We start from the raw sequence: 17256 nt of genomic DNA, 5'->3' as shown, positions 1-17256 counted from the left end.
AAAAATAGATGTCGAGCCCGTCTTTGGACAAATTAAACACAACCGAAAATTCAACCGGTTTTCTCTAAGAGGCCTATCCAAAAACACCACGGATTGGGGTCTTATTTGTGTTGCCCACAATTTAAAAAAGTGGGATGATCTTCTACAAAACAGGTAAAAAGAGTGAAGGTTTAGGAGGATAAATNGGGATATCTCTCCTAATTTTGAATAAGTTACTCGAAATTGAGGACAAAATGATCTCAAAATAAAAAACTGACTCAAAAGAGTCGTCGTTCAACGACCTTTTGAGTCAACCTCTTGGTTTTGATCTATTGTTTAAGCTGATTCAATTCTGTCATAGCTTCCTGGACAAGGGTAACCGCCTGGCTCATGGCTGCACCGCCGCCGAAGGCTGCCGTAACACCTACTGCTTCGAGAATTTCTTCCTCTGATGCTCCCTGGTCAAGGCATCCTTTTGTATGGTAGATGATGCAGTACTCATCCTGTGAATACAAGCTGATTCCAAGGGCAATAAGCTGCTTCTGCTTTTGGCTTAGTGTTCCTTCTTTAAAGCAAGCTTCCGTGAAAGCATTATAGTGCTCCGCTAAATCAGGCATTTTTTCAGTAAACACACCTAAGCCTTCTTTATAATCAAGAAGAGCCGCTTCGATTGAGTTTGAAGGTTCGTGATAATGTTCCATTTGCTCCACTCCATTCAAGTTATTATCAAGGTTAGTATGTTTGATTGTTTTTCAAACTATGCGGGCTGCAGCATGCAATGACAGGGATATTTAATGGAAAATCACAGCATACAAAAAAGCAGGCATGATTTTTCGCCTGCTTTTTTACATCTATATTACTCAGAAACCGGTACAACGGCTCCTTCGTATTTTTCAAGAATGAAATCCTGGATTTCTTTAGAACGAAGCACTTCTACAAGAGCTTTAATGCCTTCTTTTTCTTCATCTCCGCTGCGGACTGCAATTACGTTTACATATGGTGACTCTTTGTCCTCGATTGCAATTGAATCTTCTAGCGGATTCAACCCGGCATCAATCGCATAGTTGGAGTTGATCAGAACAGCATCGCCTTCACCATTGTTATAGATTTGCGGAAGAAGGGAAGCTTCATATTCTGTATCAAATTTTAGCTTTTTAGGATTATCTTTAATGTCTTCAAGTGTAGCCTCTGTTTTTTCAACATCTTCGTTTAAAGTAATAAGCCCTTCTGCTTCAAGCATGGATAAAATACGGCCATGATCAGCTACAGAGTTGCTCATGATGATAGTTGCGCCTTCCGGAAGCTCTTCAAGGTTCTTATATTTTTGGGAATACACACCAATTGGCTCGATATGGATACCGCCTGCATTTGTAAAATCATAGCCATGTTCTGCTTTTTGAGATTCAAGGTAAGGAATGTGCTGGAAATAGTTCGCATCAAGCTCCTCAGATTCTAAAGCCTGGTTTGGCAATACATAGTCCTGGAATGGAACAACATCAAGTTCAAATCCTTTTTCCTCAAGAAGAGGCTTTGCTTCTTCAAGAATTTCCGCATGCGGCACGTTGGAAGCCCCTACAGTAATTTTAGTGCTTTCTTTGCTTTCTCCGCCTTCGCCTGCGTTAGTGCCTTCTTCTTCGGATGCTCCGCATGCTGAAAGCACTAACGCCACAACTAGTGCAAGAACAAGTGATGCCCACTTTTTCATGTTAATCTCTCCTATCGTTTGTCTAATTTTGTTGTAATTAAATCTCCAATAAACTGGATGATAAATACGATGAGTAAAATAATAATGGTCGCCATTAACGTAACATCATTGCGGCTTCTCTGGAACCCTTCAAGATAAGCAAGGTTTCCCAGGCCTCCTGCACCGATAACACCTGCCATGGCTGTGTAACCAACAAGTGCAATGGCTGTAACAGTAATGCCCGAAACAAGTGCTGGCATTGATTCAGGAAGAAGAACCTTCCAAATTATAGTGCTAGTCTTTGCACCCATTGACTTCGCGGCTTCAATAACACCTTTGTCAATTTCTCTTAATCCGATTTCAACCATACGGGCATAAAATGGCGCTGCCCCAATAATCAGTGCAGGCAGTGCTGCATCTTCTCCAATCATGGTTCCGACTAAGAACTTGGTAAAAGGGATTAATAAAACAATTAAGATAATAAACGGAATGGAACGGAAAATATTCACAAAAGCAGAAATGACTTTATTGACCGCAACATTTTCCCAAATATTCCCCTTGGAAGTCAGGAAGAGCAGAAGCCCCAATATCGCTCCCAAAACAAATGTTGCCACAACAGATATAGCGGTCATATATAGGGTTTCCATGGTAGCTTCCCACATGGAGTCCCATTTCACATTTGGAAACCATTCGTTAAGCATTGGAAATCACCTCCACGCCAACCTGCTGAGAATGGATATAATCAATCGCTTTGGCAACTTCCTCGGTTTCGCCATCTAAATGGATGAACAAAGTACCGTATGAACCATTTTGCGTTTGTGAAATTTTCCCTTGAAGGATATTGACCGTCACCTGAAAATTACGGATCAAATTCGTAATTAGCGGCTGTTCTGCTGCTTCACCGACAAATCCAAGCTGCACTACTTTTCCCCGCGGATATATATCCACTAAGTGGTCAATGGTTTCCTTTGTTTCTTCAGGCTCAGTAACCTGCTGGACAAAGCGCTTTGTAATTGTCGCTTTCGGATTTTTAAATACATCAAGTACAGGCCCTATTTCAACAATCTGTCCGCCTTCCATAACAGCAACGCGATGGCAAATTTTGCGGATTACGTGCATTTCATGTGTAATCAAAACAATGGTTAATCCGAGGCGCTCATTGATATCAACAAGCAGGTCCAAAATAGAATCGGTTGTCTGTGGATCAAGTGCAGATGTTGCCTCATCACATAGCAGCACTTTCGGGTTATTGGCAAGCGCTCTTGCAATCCCAACCCTTTGCTTTTGCCCGCCGCTCAGCTGTGAAGGATACGCATCCTCTCTGCCTTCAAGGCCAACAAGTTTTATGAGTTCGTCCACTCTTTTCAGTCTTTCCTGGCGTGACACTCCAGCAATTTCAAGGGGAAATGCAATATTATCCCTGACTGTTCTGGACCATAATAGGTTGAAATGCTGAAAAATCATGCTTATTTCCTGCCGGGCTTTTCTTAGTTTACTTCCCTTTATTTTTGAAACTTCATTGCCAGCAACCGTTACACTTCCTTGAGTAGGAAGCTCAAGGCCGTTCAGCATGCGGATCAGTGTACTTTTCCCTGCACCGCTATATCCAATCACACCGAAGATCTCCCCTTCTTTAATCTCCAGGTTTACGTCATCAACTGCTTTTACCTGGCCCTTTTTAGAAGAGTAAATCTTCTTAACATCTTTTATGGAAATCAACGTGTGTTTCACCTCTTTATATGAAAGATACAATTATAATTAAAAGACTACTTATATTTCCCTAGTTTCTGGCTCTTGAAGAGCTTTCATGCGCTTAAACAAAAAATGCCTTTCTGCACATGAGCAGAAAGGCATTAATCATTTAAGTCCTTTCTCTCATCTGTCAAAGCAATGCTTTGAGTGAATTGGCACCTTTTCAACTTAATGACGGTTGCCGGGCTTCATAGGGCACTTCCCTCCACCTCTCTTGATAAGAGCATAACGTTCTATATTAAATTAATACTTTAAATGGATTAAGCAGTTTTTAATTACGTTTGCTATCGTATCATAGCCATTAAAAAGGTGTCAACGATGAAATTTTAAACTTTTTGAAAAAAATGAATGGTAAATTTTCCTTGCTTGTATTAAGCTTTCGCTGCAAGTGAAGTAATGCCTGTCGCGGCTTCGATTGCTTGTTCCAAGTCCTCAATAAGATCCTCCGCATTTTCAATGCCGATAGAAATCCGGATTAAGTCTTCAGGTACCCCCGCAGCCTTTAACCCTTCTTTATCAAGCTGCTGATGGGTTGTGCTTGCCGGATGGATGATCAGGCTCTTTGCATCCCCAACATTGGCTACATGAGCCCAAAGCTGAAGAGTGTTGATCAGTTTTGCGCCTGCTTCTCTGCCGCCGGCTATTCCAAAAACAGCTACAGCACCTGCTCCTTTAGGCAAATACTTGTCTGCGAGTGCTTTATCACGGTGGCTTTCAAGCCCTGGATAAAGCACCCAATTTACCGCAGGATGGGCTTCCAGGTATTCAACCACTTTGTTGGTATTGGCAATATGTTCCTTCATTCTGACATGCAGAGTCTCAAGCCCCAGGGTGAATTGGAATGCACTTTGTGCGCTCATTGCAGGCCCCAGGTCCCTTAACAGCTGAACACGGGCTTTAATGATATAGGCAGCATCCCCAATTGCCTCGCTATAAACAATGTTATGGTAGCTAGGGTCCGGTTCTGTAAATCCAGGGAACTTTGGTGAATTCCAGTCAAACTTCCCTCCATCTACAATAATGCCTCCCATTGTTGTTCCATTGCCAAGCAGCCATTTAGTGGCGGAGTGGATAACAACATCTGCTCCATGCTCAATTGGACGGCATAAATAAGGTGTAGCAAAAGTATTATCCACAATTAAAGGAACACCGTTTTCATGGGCAATATCAGCTATCTTTTCTATATCCAGTACTTTCAAACTAGGATTTCCAATCGTTTCAGCAAATACAGCCTTCGTTTTATCTGTAATCGCATTGCGGAAGTTTTCAGGATCATCCGGGTCCACAAACTTTACATTAATTCCATACTTGGGAAGTGTAACTGCAAACAAATTGTAAGTACCGCCATATAAATTGGAGGCAGTAACAATTTCATCACCAGCCTGGGCAAGGTTAAGGATTGCCAGGGTGATGGCGGACTGCCCGCTGGCAAGGGCCAGTGCACCGACACCGCCTTCAAGCAAAGCCACTCTCTCTTCAAATACACTTACTGTCGGATTATGTATCCGGCTATAGATATATCCAGGCTCCTTTAAGGCGAACAGATTTGCGGCATGTTCAGTATCTTTAAATTGATACGCATTATTTTGGTAAATCGGCAATGCCCTAGCCCCAGTAACAGGATCAGGCTTCAATCCCCCATGTACGCCAATTGTTTCGAAACGGTACCTTTTTTGTTTGTCAGTCATCTTTTTCTCTCCTCTATTTAAATATTTTGTTCTGTTAAATATAGAAGATTTGAAAAAGCCCTCTTCACAAGAAGAGGGCTGTATAATCTCTTCTTATCTTTCAGAGCCATTTGCTCTGCTGGATTTAGCACCGTGTAGATTACCGGTTGCCGGGCTTCGTCGGGCCAGTCCCTCCGCCACTCTTGATAAGAATATTCAGTTAATTCGGATTATAGTGATATTATCATAGCATTTAAAAAATGGTCAAGTGTTTTTATAAGAAAACTTGCTTAAACAGAAAAGAGATTCAAGCAGCAGTTTTTTTCGAAAAGTTGTATCCATTATGATTTCATCCCGCGACAATGCCTCCCTGAGCTTTATCTTTCCGGCTATTAAAGAAAGCACTGCCTCTTCTGAACCCGTCATTCTAATATCAAAATTCCTTGCCCGGCTAGCCTTCTTTATTTCCCCATTCGAAATCTGAAGCGGGATGCTTTTATTCCCCGCCTGGATAAGCATAGAAAAGGTTGAGTTTCTTAATAAATATCCTACATGGCCTTTTTTTTGTGCTTCCCTCACAAATGCATCTGCTAAGTCTTCCATAGGCTCACCTCTCGTAATGGATCTTTCCTTTTATATTCAGTGGGCAAGCCATCCAATCCTTTTATTTTTGTTCGACAAATGAAGCAATAAAGGAAGACAGTACCTGCTTATCAAAAGGAAATGTCTTTCATTTCTCGGGAAATATGTCGGATCATACAGCTTTGACTGCCAGATTTGCAGGTTTTGTCTTATTGAAGCTTCTAAAAGTGAAGAAAAAGTATTATGAAACCTAGAAAAATGAGGATCAATAATCGGGAAAATTGACTATTTTCAACAAACAAAACCCAGGCGATGAACGCCTGGGTTTTGTCATTTTAAGCGGCATCCGGATGTTATTCGCAACAGCCGCTCGCTCTATATATTTCTTATCTTCTCCAATAAGTAAGGGACCGAACGAAATGCATAGAGCTTTTCATGTACATTTCCTTTTTTAAAGATGATGAGGCAGGGGACGCTTTCAATTCCCCACTGTTCAGCGATTTCCGGCATATAATTTAAATCGGCTTTCCCAATTTCCTGATCAGGCAGCAGTTCAGCGGCTACTGCCAGCATCTTTCCTGCCATTTGGCAGGTTCCGCACATAGGCGTGTATAAATATAAGAGAGCGTTTTTTTGCCCATTAACCGCTTCCTCGATCTCATGCCGCGACCATTCCTGCATTTTATCATCCTTATCTATCTAAATACTGTGTATAAACATCAATGTTTGCCCCCAGCAAAACCGTTGCCAAATGATGCTCAGGAGCTGTGGCTACTTCTCTGTACATCCTGTCGATGTAAAGATGCTCTGCTTCGGGAAACTCTCTTTTGAACTGCTTTCTCAGTTTTTCCCCGGCTGAGTCAGCATCCACCAATATATATACATCCTTATCAAACAGTGTGTCAATTAATTCGTCCAGTTTTGTTATGCTGATTGTGCCGTTTGTGCAAATAATTTCAACGGGTTCTCTTATAATATTCTTAACCTTTGTTTTATCCGACTTGCCCTCAACAATAATAACTTTTTCCGGAATTGCCTCATTCATCATCATCACCTGAAAGGAGTTATTTTGAAGCTGAAATGCATTACAGTAAAAAGCTGGTAAAACTATTTGGTTTTTATCCTAATATATTCAATATTCTCGATTATGGTGTAAATCTCCTGCCTAATTTGTGCAGAAGGCCCGTGCTGACTTATATAATTACTTCGCTTAATTGAAATTGAAATGCTTTTTGCGAAAAATAATGCGGGCTTGATCAAAATTTTGCATCTGTACAGTTCAAATATAAAGGCTCTTTTCACCACTTATACAAAGAGCTAGCTCAAGCTTCCGCATTTTGGCGGGCTTTTTGTATACCTCCCTAATTTGCCTATTCTAATGTATGCTCTTCTCCATTGCTTTAGCATATTAAATAAACAGCGGAAAAGATCCCGCTGTTTACGAAATTAGCACCAGCCGCCTTCGTCACAGTCCGTATAGCGCTTTTGCGCCTCATCTGTAACAGAAACGTTCTGATAAATTTTTTGCTGGTCAGTTTCAAAATGATGTGTCAGATTAAAAGAAGAGCCTTCGGGCAAACTGATTTGTCCTATTTTTTCATTTTCAAGGTAAAGCTCAATTTCATTATTTTTAAGCTTTCCGACAACCCGGTCTGTAATATCGATTTTCTTCGGTTTCAATGTCATGGGTAACCAATCCTTTCATGCCTTTCGGTAGTACTAGTTTTGCCCTATCTCTTTAAAAGAAAAATAGCAATTAAAGGCAATGGTGTGCAGCTCCCATAAGAAAAGCGAAGGCACCCTTCGGAACAAGCCAAAAGCCGCTTGTTCATGCGAAGCTTATTCTTAGGAGCTTTCCTTGAGCAGCGCATCGACGGAGCGTGGTGGACTGAGGCCCACAGGACAAGGAAAGCTTCATCAGCTTTAGCATCGCACGACCGAAAGCGTTAGCTTTTGGGAGGACGTGGCGCTTTTAGTCTGAGTTCCTTATTCTGAGATAAAGGAAACACGAAGAGCGAAGCAGCTACATGGAAATTCATCATGAATAACAGCTCTGAGTTTACATCATGTGCTTTACGGCGAGCTGTACGACGCTCCTTGAATAAGCTGTGGGCAGGAGCACTTAAAGCGATTCGATGCTGACTTATAGCGCTCCATCCTGTGTGCGTCGTCGTAGACGAGGGAAGGGAAGCACGTCGAGTCGATAGAGTGCCGGAGCTAGACAGTTATCGAAGTTCAAAGTTATACTTTCTTATCTTTCAAAATAAAAAGCCAGTTCATAATTGAACCGGCTTTTCCAGTAAATTAGTCTTCGTTTGTCATTTCCTCGTATTGCTCAGCTGTCATTAGCTTGTCTACTTCGCTAATGTCTGAAGGTTCAACAACCACCATCCATGCTTTTTCGTATGGAGATTCGTTTACGAATTCAGGATTGTCATTCAGTTCTTCATTAACTTCAACAACTTTTCCGCTGACAGGAGCGTAAAGTTCAGAAACTGTCTTTACAGACTCAACGCTTCCAAAAGGCTCATCTGCAGTTAGCTCATCGCCAACTTCCGGAAGCTCAACGAATACAATATCACCAAGCTCTGATTGCGCGAAATGCGTAATCCCGATGCGGACTTTCCCGTCTTCTGTCTTTACCCACTCATGCTCTTCTGAATAACGTAATTCTTTTGGTGTGCTCATAACTTATCCCTCCATTTTTTATTTCCAATTTATGATCTTTAAATCGATCGCTTCATTCATGATGGCCCAGCAGAGCTTAATTTAGCCTACTATGAAAGCCATACCTTTTCATAATCCTCTTCCTTAAACCCAACTGTAGTCTTTTGGCCATCCGTTAAAAGCGGGCGCTTAATCAGCATGCCGTCTGTAGCCAAAATATCGAGCAGTTCCTCTTCCGAAGAGTTTTTCACTTTGTCCTTTAAACCAAGCTCCCTGTATTTCTGTCCACTTGTATTAAAGAACTTTTTTAATTCCAGCCCGCTATTTTTATAAAGCGCTTCTAGCTCGCTTCGTGAAGGCGGATTCTCCACAATATGTACTTCTTCATAAGGCAAGTTATGTTCATCGAGCCATTTCTTGGCTTTTCGGCATGTCCCGCATTTAGGATACCAATAAAAAGTCAACGCCATTTTTTCACCACCCAATGTTAGCATATCCAGGCTTTTTAAAAAATTGCTGCCTTTTAATTGAATACTACCACAAATGGATGACAATGAACACCAGGTTTATATTCGACATTTTTCTTCATGTTCCTGCAGGAATTTTAAAAGTTTTAGACTCTGTTAAACTCGCCTGTTGATTTTCCTTAATTTGCCACCCGAAAAAGCAACAAACTTTACGAAAAACAGCCTTAAAAAAGTAAAGCCCCCTTCTTGAGAAGGGGACCCGCTATAATCAAACTACGAAACGTTCTGCATCAATAAGCTTCTCTGCTGCTTCACGCTTCTTCGCAATTACGTTGATTGGCGTGTGGCGCGTAAATTTGCGAAGCGCAGACATCATCATTCGAAGGGCATCGCCATTTTCAACCGCAACGAGCGTTTCTTTTGCATCCTGCCCGATTTTGTTGAATGCTTCCTGGCAGAAAATTTGCGTGTAAAGAAGCTTCTGCTTGCTCTTTTCAAGACCTGCTTTTTCAATGGCCTTTTCTGTACGAAGAACAACGGATTCCATTGCATAGGCATTTGAAATAATATCAGCAATGTTTACAAGAACTTCTTGCTCTTTATCAAGAGCCTTTCCGTATTTTTGAGCAGCCAGGCCTGCAGCAAGCAAGCCGATCTTCTTCGCATTTTTTACTAAATATTTTTCCTGTGCCAATGGCTCATCGCCAGGCTCTTCAGGCATCATCATCATAAGCTCTTCCTGCAGCGCTTGGGCTTTCTGGAATAATGGAAGCTCTCCTTTTAATGCTTTGCGCAGGTAGGTGCCTGGCACCAATAGACGGTTAATTTCATTTGTTCCTTCGAAGATACGGTTAATGCGGGAGTCACGGTAGGCTCTTTCAATTTCATATTCCGCCATGAAACCGTATCCGCCATGGATTTGCACGCCTTCATCTGCCACATAGTCAAGGACTTCCGTATTGAAAAATTTGTTCATAGAACATTCAATGGCATATTCCGCGATGGATTTCGCCACTTCTTTACCGTCTTTTACTTCTTCGTCAGTAAGCTTGCTCATGCGGTCTTCGAATAAGCCTACCGTACGGTACACAGCACTTTCAGCTGCATAAATTTTCGAAGCCATTGTTCCGAACTTTTCTTTTGTCAGGTTGAATTGTGCAATTGGTGTTTTGAACTGCTGGCGCTGGTTTGCATATTGAGCTGCTAATTCAAATGCGCGCTTGGCCCCGCCGACTGCACCTACACCTAACTTATAACGGCCAATATTTAAGATATTAAATGCAATTACATGGCCTTTGCCGAATTCACCAAGCAGGTTTTCTTTCGGCACTTGAGCATCTTCAAGGATTAATGTGCGGGTGGATGAACTCTTGATCCCCATTTTCTTTTCTTCAGCCCCTACAGATACGCCAGGGAATTCTCTCTCAACGATGAATGCAGAAAAATGCTCTCCATCAATTTTTGCATACACAACGAATACATCTGCAAATCCTGCATTTGTTATCCATTGCTTTTCGCCGTTCAGTACATAGTGAGTGCCCTCAGCATTCAGCTTGGCTGTCGTTTTTGCGCCAAGTGCGTCAGAACCTGAGCTTGGTTCAGTCAATGCATATGCCGCGAGCTTTTCTCCAGTAGCCAAGGCAGGAAGATATTTTTGCTTTTGGTCTTCGTTTCCGAATAGCACGATTGGAAGGGAACCGATTCCTACATGGGCACCATGGGAGATGGAGAATCCTCCGGCGCGCGCCATTTTTTCAGCAATTAAAGCTGAGCTGACTTTATCCAATGCAAGTCCGCCGTATTCTTCCGGTACATCCGCACCTAAAAGGCCAAGTTCGCCTGCTTGCTTCAATAATTTAACAGATCGGTCAAACTCATGATTTTCTAAATGCTCAATTTGAGGCACTACTTCATTAACAACATAGTCCTCTGTTGTTTTCGCAATCATAACCTGTTCATCAGTATAATCTTCCGGTGTAAACACACGATCATAGGAAACATCTTCGATTAAAAAGCTGCCGCCTTTAATTAGGTTTTCAGTTTGATTAGACATGTTAATTTTCCTCCATTCCATATTGGGGGAGAAAGCCTGAAGAGGCTTTTCTCCGATATTTTTTAAAGCATTCTCTTTCCTTTTGGATTTTTGTTTTAGCTTATGGCTCAAGCTTTACTAAACTTTAAGAAAACAGCCTTTAAGTATTATAGAAGCTCAAATACTCCAGCCGCTCCCATTCCTCCGCCAATACACATTGTTACGACACCAAATTGCTGATTGCGGCGCTTCATCTCATGTATCAGCGATAATGTCAGCTTGGCACCTGTACATCCAAGCGGATGTCCAAGAGCAATTGCTCCGCCGTTAACATTCACTTTTTCTTCATCCAATCCCAGCTCTCTAATAATCTGAATAGATTGTGAAGCAAAGGCTTCATTCAATTCGAACAAGCCGATGTCGGAAAGCTCCAGCCCCGCTAGCTTTAGTGCTTTCGGTATGGCGACGACAGGCCCTACACCCATGATTTCAGGAGGGACTCCTCCAACAGCAAAACTTCTGAATTTAGCCATTGGCTGGAGGCCTGAGATTTTAGCTTTTTCACGGTCCATAACCATAACTGCTGCAGCTCCATCACTTGTTTGTGAGGAGTTTCCTGCTGTGACCGTGCCAGTTACCGAGAAGGCTGGGCGCAGTTTCCCCAGCGCTTCAACTGTAGAGTCAGGGCGAACCCCTTCATCCTGGCTGAATTGGATCGTTTTTTCTGCCAGCTTATTATCTTTGCCAATAGATCTTAAAGTGACATCTACAGGAACGATTTCATCTGCGAAACGGCCTTCCTGAATCGCTTTCGCTGCCCTCTGGTGGCTTCTTACGGCAAAAGCATCCTGATCCTCTCTGGAAATTCCATATTTCTTTGCTACTTCCTCTGCTGTATGCCCCATACCCATGTAGTACTGCGGCGCTGATTCTGCCAATTTGGCGTTCGGGCGGACCACATGGCCCATCATCGGCACCAGACTCATAGATTCGGCTCCGCCAGCGATGATTGTATCCGCATGGCCAATCATGATTTTTTCAGCAGCATATGCAATTGACTGCAGCCCTGAAGAGCAATAACGATTAATGGTGATTGCCGGGACCTCGTGGGAAAGTCCGGCTAGTGCTCCTATATTCCTTGCCATATTCAAGCCCTGTTCTGCCTCGGGCATTGCACACCCAATGATCAAGTCATCGATATTTCCTTCGTAATTCCCTGCACGCCTCAATGTTTCCTTTACGACTAGTGCACCTAAATCGTCCGGCCTTACATTTGCAAGCGTACCTTTCTTTGCTTTGCCAACCGGTGTCCTGGCACCTGCCACAATTACCGCTTCTCTCATTCTATTCCCTCTCTTTCTGTCAATGTTGTAATCTATTAAATTAGTTCCGCAGCGGCTTTCCTTTTAAAAGCATGTGCTGCATCCGCTGCTGCGATTTAGGTTCAGCGACCAGGCTTAAGAATGCTTCCCGTTCCAAATCAAGCAAGTATTGTTCATCTACTTCCGTTCCGTATGGCACTTTACCGCCGGCAATCACATACGCTAATTTTTTTGCGATTTTTAGATCATGCTCTGAAATATAGCCTGATTGGAACATGGCATGTGCACCTAGCAGCAGGGTCGCGTAGCCTGTTTCTCCGACTACTGGCACCTTCTTGCGGACACGGGGCTTGTAGCCTTTTTCATGCAGAGCAAGGACAGCCTGTTTGGCATCATGGAGAAGGTGGTCTCCGTTAACGCTAATGTCATCTGCAATATTCAGGAAATTATTATCGCGAGCTTCTTCACCCGAAGTAGAAACCTTTGCCATTGCAATTGATTCAAATACTTTATTGGCTACCTTTTGAAGGTCAAATTCCACACCAGCCGGCATGCTTTCAAGATGCTTAATATATAGCTCTTTGTTTCCGCTTCCGCCTGGGATCAGCCCTACACCAACTTCTACAAGCCCCATATACGTTTCGCTTGATGCCTGAATATGTGCTGCAGGAAGACAAACTTCTGCACCTCCGCCAAGCGTCATTCCAAATGGAGCAGCAACAACAGGTTTGGAGCTGTATTTAATTTTCATCATCGCATTTTGGAAATGGCGGACAACCATATCAAGCTCATAGATATTATCATCCTGTGCTTCCATTAGTATCATTCCCAGGTTGGCGCCAACACAGAAATTTTTGCCCTGGTTCCCGATCACAAGCCCTTTATAATTTTTCTCCACTTCATCAACTGCAAAATTAATCATTTGGATAATATCAAGCCCAATCGCATTGCTTTGCGAGTGGAATTCCAGCAGGGCAACTCCATCCCCCAAGTCAATCAGGCTTGCACCGCTATTCTTTTTAATAACACCTTTTTGCTTTTTAAGCTGTTTCAAGTTAATGACCTTTGGATTTTCTTCAATTACTTTATATTCTCCATTATGATAGAAAAACTGCTGGCCATCCTCTTCCTTATAAAATGATGTGAAGCCTTTCTCGAGCATGTCTTTTATCCATGATGGCACTTCTTCACCAGATTCCTTCATTTTCTGAACAGACTTTTCTACACCAATTGCATCCCATGATTCAAATGGACCCAGCTCCCAGCCAAATCCCCATTTCATCGCACGGTCAATCGCAGTGATGTCATCTGCAATTTCTCCAAGCAATTGCGCTGAGTATAGCAATGCCGGGCTAAGAATATTCCATAAAAGCCGGCCTGCCCGATCATCCGCATAAACAAGCGCTTTCATCTTTCTGGCAGTTCCTTTTTCCTGCTTGCTCATTTCCACAGAAGCTGTTTTAAGCTTTTTACGCGGTCCGTACTCCAGGCTTTCAGGATCAAGTTCAAGAATTTCTTTTCCTTTTTTGAAGAAGAAGCCCTGCCCGGATTTGCTTCCTAGCCAGCCTTTTTCCTGCATGGCTTTCATAAAGCCAGGCACTTCAAATACTTCTTTCTCTTTTCCTTCCACTTGCTCATAAACGTTGTTGGCAACGTGTATAAATGTATCAAGCCCTACTACATCAAGCGTTCTGAATGTTGCACTTTTTGGCCGTCCGATCAGCGGTCCTGTAACGGAATCGACTTCACCGACACTGTAGCCGCCCTTCAGCATTTCCTGAACAGTGACCAAAAGTCCGTAGGTGCCGATGCGGTTAGCGATAAAGTTTGGCGTATCCTTCGCTTCTACAACACCTTTGCCCAGTACGTCTTCACCAAATTGCTTTATAAACGAAAGCACTTCAGGATTCGTGTTCTTAGTTGGGATTACTTCTAATAGCTTTAAGTAACGGGGCGGATTAAAGAAGTGTGTGCCAAGAAAGTGTTTCTGGAAATCCTCTGTGCGGCCTTCAGACATGGCTTCAACAGAGATTCCTGAAGTGTTGGAACTGACAATGCTTCCGGGCTTTCTGTACTGGTCCACTTTTTCAAAGACCTGTTTCTTGATATTTAAATTTTCTACAACGACTTCGATTATCCAATCAACATCTTTAAGGCGTTCCATATCATCTTCAAAATTGCCTGCTTCAATCAGGGCAAGATTCTTTTTCGAAGTTAGCGGAGCGGGTTTTTGCTTTAATAATTTCAGGCGGCTGCTTTCACTGATTCGGTTGCGCACCGCTTTATCTTCAAGGGTTAGCCCTTTTGCTTTTTCAGCATCTGTTAATTCACGAGGTACGATATCCAGCAATAATGTTGGTATTCCAATATTGGCCAGGTGCGCAGCAATTCCTGAACCCATTACACCAGATCCCAAAACTGCAGCTTTTTTAATTTGTTGGATCAACTTTATTTCCCCCTTTGATTTTTTGAATGAACACTCATTCATTTTATTCTCAAAAAAATATCCATCTGATCTGAATGAGTCCTGTTAGTTATAACTATAAAATATTTGCAAAATTTACGCAATGATTTTGAGGCTGAATTTTGAAATGTTTTGAAATTTTCCAAATGGACAAGGTGATTGTTTAGACTGTTTAGGAGAAATGATTTTATTGTTTTGGACACTCTATAATATGAAGCTCCTGCGAAGCAGCCTGCAGATAGGAGCTGATTCCAACGGAGGTGAAAAACAATGGGAAAAATGAAGAAGGATCCATCCAGGGCTGGAGTTAGTGCAGCAAGTGTACAAGGTGACGCCGGTCCAACTGTTGAAAGGGAAGGCCCTAAAAAGAGGAACAGTCAAAACAACCAATATAAGCGTTAATTCAAAATGGTTTAATCAAACTAAAACCTTTGCTTCGAAGGGCTGGCTGATGCCAGCCTTTTTCATTATGGGCATAGGTAATTCTCTAAAGCCCCTCTTAAGAATAACCAGCGTTTTTCAGAGGAAAGATATGTTCGAATAAAAGTATCACTCCTGTAAGTGTTTGTTTTTTACGGCCAATCATACTAATATTGGAGGGTTATCTATGCAGCAGCAAAATATGAACATGCAAAACCAGCAGGGCATTATGCAGCAGCCGCCTGCCGTTGTTTCCACTAAGGATTCTTTGTACTTAACGGATATGCTTTCATGGAACCTTCTCGCATTTAAGAAGGCTCATTTTTACGCCCAGCAGTGCCAGGATCAGGAGCTAAAGGTTCATTTCGAGCGTTGCGGGCAAATGCATCAGCGTCATTATGAACAGCTGCTTACTCATTTAAACCAGCAAAACCATGTGGGAATGCAATAGAAAAAGCGAAAAGCGCCTTAAGCAAGGGTACTTCACCTAAAAGCACTTCCTGCACGAGCCTGACAAGCATAAAAAGATGAATCACGCGGGTTATCTCCCAAAAGCTTTCTTTGATTGCAATGTTTCGCTGCCGAAGCCTCCCTATCCCCAGATTACTGGAGTGATTTAGCTAGGTCTCGAGGGGCTGGAAGCTGGACAGCGGATCCTAACTTTACCTTATAAACCCATTAGAAAATTTTAGGAGGGGGATTAGTAATGAATCAAAATCAGAATACGATTCAAAACACTGAAACCCAGGTCAGCCAAACACCGCAAATGAACGACCGGGACTTTGCAAACGACTTGCTTACTATGGAAAAGCACATGACAAATGCTTATTCAGTTGCTATGAATGAAGCGAGCCACCAAAACCTTTACCAGGACATGCTGACTGTGTTTAATGAAACACAAAACCAGCAAAGAGAGCTTTATAATCTTATGTTCAAAAAAGGCTGGTACAAAGTTGAAGCAGCTGATCAGCAGAAGCTTCAGCAGTCCTATCAGCAATTCCAGGGATATTCCAGTCAGTTTCCCTACGGGAATGGGCAAATGCAATAAAGAAAAAACCGCTGCAATTCGTGTAAGGGATTCCGTTATGGGAGGGAAAATTCAATTTTTCTTCTTAAAATGCAATCAAAATGGCATAAGATTTAGCAATTAAATTCAACTACAAAACAGCATCGGAATTAGCCGATGCTGTTTTATTTTTGAAAGCTTATTTCTGTATAAAATGATAAAATTAAGAAACCAAGTCTTGAAACTTTTCAATAAAGGTGGGGGAATTTTGTCTAAAATATATATTACTCAGGAAGAATTTAATTCGGACGAAGAATATATTTTATTTGATAATGTACAAAAAGTTTCTAAATTATATATTGGACCTTCAGAATATGATGATTACGATGACGAAACAAGACAATTTTTATATGATTTTATTTGCAATGAAGCTTTATTCCCAGCGTATCTTACATTTGAACCCTACAATGATTTAACTGAAGAAATCGAAAATGCATTCAAAAAAGAGTGTATTCAATACTCTTTAAGATTCGAAAGTGCAAAGAAGAAAAGCTTCCCAGTTTTCAACGCTATCATAAATGACGAACATACATTAAAGTTTATATTAGAAGAAACCTTTTGGATTGCTTCGTCAAATCAATTTTATGCATTTTCCTTCTCTGATAATATCAGCTACAAATTGGCGATTAAAAAAGGCTTATTTGGAGGCAAAAAGCCATATATGTTGCCGTGCTTTAATATGAAAGATACCACTACTATTATTAAGTTATGGCACGATGGGCAAGGGTTTAACCTTTATACAAATGACCCCCGATATTCAACAATAGAAATGCTAACTAATCATTTGCCAAACGGGACGATAATAGAAAATAAGGTATAAAGAGGAGAGAATTCTCCTCTTTCAGTTTGTAGACAAAAAGAGTTCGGAATAGTCTCATTCCGAACTCTTTTTTTCATTTTTTGTAGGACTTCAAGTAATTACAGAGAATTGCAGACCTCTCCGAGGTTATCATTTAGGCCATTTCTGGACCTTGCCAAGTCCAGTTGGCCATTTTCTTCAAATTCATGGCAGCGAAAGTAAGCATCGCCTGCATCGACATTTTTTTAAGTCCCCTGAGGGTTGTCCAACGCATGCCATGCTTTTCTTTTGCATCTGCGAATACTCGTTCAATTGTTTCTTTGCGTTTTTCATAGATCGGTTTGACGTCTTGATG

General features: G+C 41.9%; 20 protein-coding genes and 2 riboswitches. Of the genes, 5 read left to right on the top strand and 15 right to left on the bottom strand.

Annotation, left to right across the window (positions count from 1 at the left end; translation table 11 throughout):
* Positions 1 to 157, top strand: a 157-nt coding sequence (locus tag L634_RS33015) for a transposase (RefSeq protein WP_157452456.1), incomplete at its 5' end; no start/stop codon positions are given.
* A gap of 151 nt (positions 158 to 308) precedes the next feature.
* Here the strand turns inward: L634_RS33015 and L634_RS0124620 are convergent.
* From L634_RS0124620 to L634_RS0124555, 14 genes are all read right to left on the bottom strand, one after another.
* Positions 309 to 680, bottom strand: a complete 372-nt coding sequence (locus L634_RS0124620) for a carboxymuconolactone decarboxylase family protein (RefSeq protein ID WP_026584733.1) — start codon at positions 678 to 680, stop codon at positions 309 to 311.
* A 155-nt stretch (positions 681 to 835) separates the two neighbouring features.
* Complete coding sequence (locus tag L634_RS0124615; RefSeq protein ID WP_026584732.1) at positions 836 to 1684, bottom strand: MetQ/NlpA family ABC transporter substrate-binding protein; 849 nt, start codon at positions 1682 to 1684, stop codon at positions 836 to 838.
* Positions 1685 to 1695: 11 nt separating this feature from the next.
* Entirely contained in the window at positions 1696 to 2364 is a 669-nt protein-coding gene (locus tag L634_RS0124610) for a methionine ABC transporter permease (RefSeq protein WP_026584731.1), read from the bottom strand.
* Complete coding sequence (locus L634_RS0124605; protein WP_026584730.1) at positions 2357 to 3382, bottom strand: methionine ABC transporter ATP-binding protein; 1026 nt, start codon at positions 3380 to 3382, stop codon at positions 2357 to 2359. The genes L634_RS0124610 and L634_RS0124605 overlap by 8 nt, the downstream gene beginning before the upstream one ends.
* A gap of 153 nt (positions 3383 to 3535) precedes the next feature.
* Positions 3536 to 3639: riboswitch (SAM riboswitch) on the bottom strand.
* A gap of 147 nt (positions 3640 to 3786) precedes the next feature.
* Entirely contained in the window at positions 3787 to 5103 is a 1317-nt protein-coding gene (locus tag L634_RS0124600) for an O-acetylhomoserine aminocarboxypropyltransferase/cysteine synthase family protein (RefSeq protein ID WP_026584729.1), read from the bottom strand.
* 90 nt (positions 5104 to 5193) lie between these two features.
* Positions 5194 to 5295: riboswitch (SAM riboswitch) on the bottom strand.
* A 51-nt stretch (positions 5296 to 5346) separates the two neighbouring features.
* Positions 5347 to 5685, bottom strand: a complete 339-nt coding sequence (locus L634_RS0124595; protein WP_026584728.1) for a hypothetical protein — start codon at positions 5683 to 5685, stop codon at positions 5347 to 5349.
* Between the two features lie 354 nt (positions 5686 to 6039).
* Positions 6040 to 6345 carry a thioredoxin family protein gene (locus L634_RS0124590; RefSeq protein WP_026584727.1) on the bottom strand — a complete coding sequence of 102 codons (306 nt, stop codon included), beginning with the start codon at positions 6343 to 6345 and terminating at the stop codon, positions 6040 to 6042.
* Between the two features lie 10 nt (positions 6346 to 6355).
* The gene (locus L634_RS0124585) at positions 6356 to 6709 is read right to left on the bottom strand and encodes a toprim domain-containing protein (RefSeq protein ID WP_026584726.1); all 354 of its coding nucleotides are present in this window, start codon (positions 6707 to 6709) and stop codon (positions 6356 to 6358) included.
* 401 nt (positions 6710 to 7110) lie between these two features.
* Positions 7111 to 7350: a YusG family protein gene (locus L634_RS0124580; RefSeq protein ID WP_026584725.1), complete on the bottom strand. Its 240-nt coding sequence runs from the start codon at positions 7348 to 7350 to the stop codon at positions 7111 to 7113.
* A 618-nt stretch (positions 7351 to 7968) separates the two neighbouring features.
* Entirely contained in the window at positions 7969 to 8352 is a 384-nt protein-coding gene (gcvH, locus tag L634_RS0124575; RefSeq protein ID WP_026584724.1) for a glycine cleavage system protein GcvH, read from the bottom strand.
* A gap of 89 nt (positions 8353 to 8441) precedes the next feature.
* Positions 8442 to 8801: an arsenate reductase family protein gene (locus L634_RS0124570; RefSeq protein WP_026584723.1), complete on the bottom strand. Its 360-nt coding sequence runs from the start codon at positions 8799 to 8801 to the stop codon at positions 8442 to 8444.
* A 265-nt stretch (positions 8802 to 9066) separates the two neighbouring features.
* Entirely contained in the window at positions 9067 to 10851 is a 1785-nt protein-coding gene (locus tag L634_RS0124565; RefSeq protein ID WP_026584722.1) for an acyl-CoA dehydrogenase family protein, read from the bottom strand.
* A gap of 146 nt (positions 10852 to 10997) precedes the next feature.
* Entirely contained in the window at positions 10998 to 12173 is a 1176-nt protein-coding gene (locus tag L634_RS0124560; RefSeq protein WP_026584721.1) for an acetyl-CoA C-acetyltransferase, read from the bottom strand.
* A gap of 40 nt (positions 12174 to 12213) precedes the next feature.
* The gene (locus L634_RS0124555; protein ID WP_026584720.1) at positions 12214 to 14595 is read right to left on the bottom strand and encodes a 3-hydroxyacyl-CoA dehydrogenase/enoyl-CoA hydratase family protein; all 2382 of its coding nucleotides are present in this window, start codon (positions 14593 to 14595) and stop codon (positions 12214 to 12216) included.
* A 291-nt stretch (positions 14596 to 14886) separates the two neighbouring features.
* Between L634_RS0124555 and L634_RS33010 the strand changes: the two genes are divergently transcribed.
* From L634_RS33010 to L634_RS0124530, 4 genes are all read left to right on the top strand, one after another.
* Positions 14887 to 15018: a YuzL family protein gene (locus L634_RS33010; protein ID WP_084028987.1), complete on the top strand. Its 132-nt coding sequence runs from the start codon at positions 14887 to 14889 to the stop codon at positions 15016 to 15018.
* Between the two features lie 205 nt (positions 15019 to 15223).
* Positions 15224 to 15487 (top strand): hypothetical protein, encoded by a 264-nt coding sequence (locus tag L634_RS0124540; RefSeq protein ID WP_026584719.1) that lies wholly within the window; start codon positions 15224 to 15226, stop codon positions 15485 to 15487.
* A 255-nt stretch (positions 15488 to 15742) separates the two neighbouring features.
* Complete coding sequence (locus L634_RS0124535; RefSeq protein ID WP_026584718.1) at positions 15743 to 16084, top strand: spore coat protein; 342 nt, start codon at positions 15743 to 15745, stop codon at positions 16082 to 16084.
* A 226-nt stretch (positions 16085 to 16310) separates the two neighbouring features.
* The gene (locus tag L634_RS0124530) at positions 16311 to 16922 is read left to right on the top strand and encodes a hypothetical protein (protein ID WP_026584717.1); all 612 of its coding nucleotides are present in this window, start codon (positions 16311 to 16313) and stop codon (positions 16920 to 16922) included.
* A 133-nt stretch (positions 16923 to 17055) separates the two neighbouring features.
* Here L634_RS0124530 and L634_RS31695 read toward each other — a convergent pair.
* Positions 17056 to 17256: transposase (locus tag L634_RS31695; RefSeq protein ID WP_034263189.1), on the bottom strand; the 201-nt coding region annotated here is incomplete at its 5' end.

It is taken from the genome of Bacillus sp. J33, from assembly GCF_000518885.1.
Classification (GTDB): Bacteria; Bacillota; Bacilli; order Bacillales; family Cytobacillaceae; genus Cytobacillus.
Note: the sequence above shows the minus strand (reverse complement) of the source record. Positions and strands in the feature narration are given on the sequence as shown.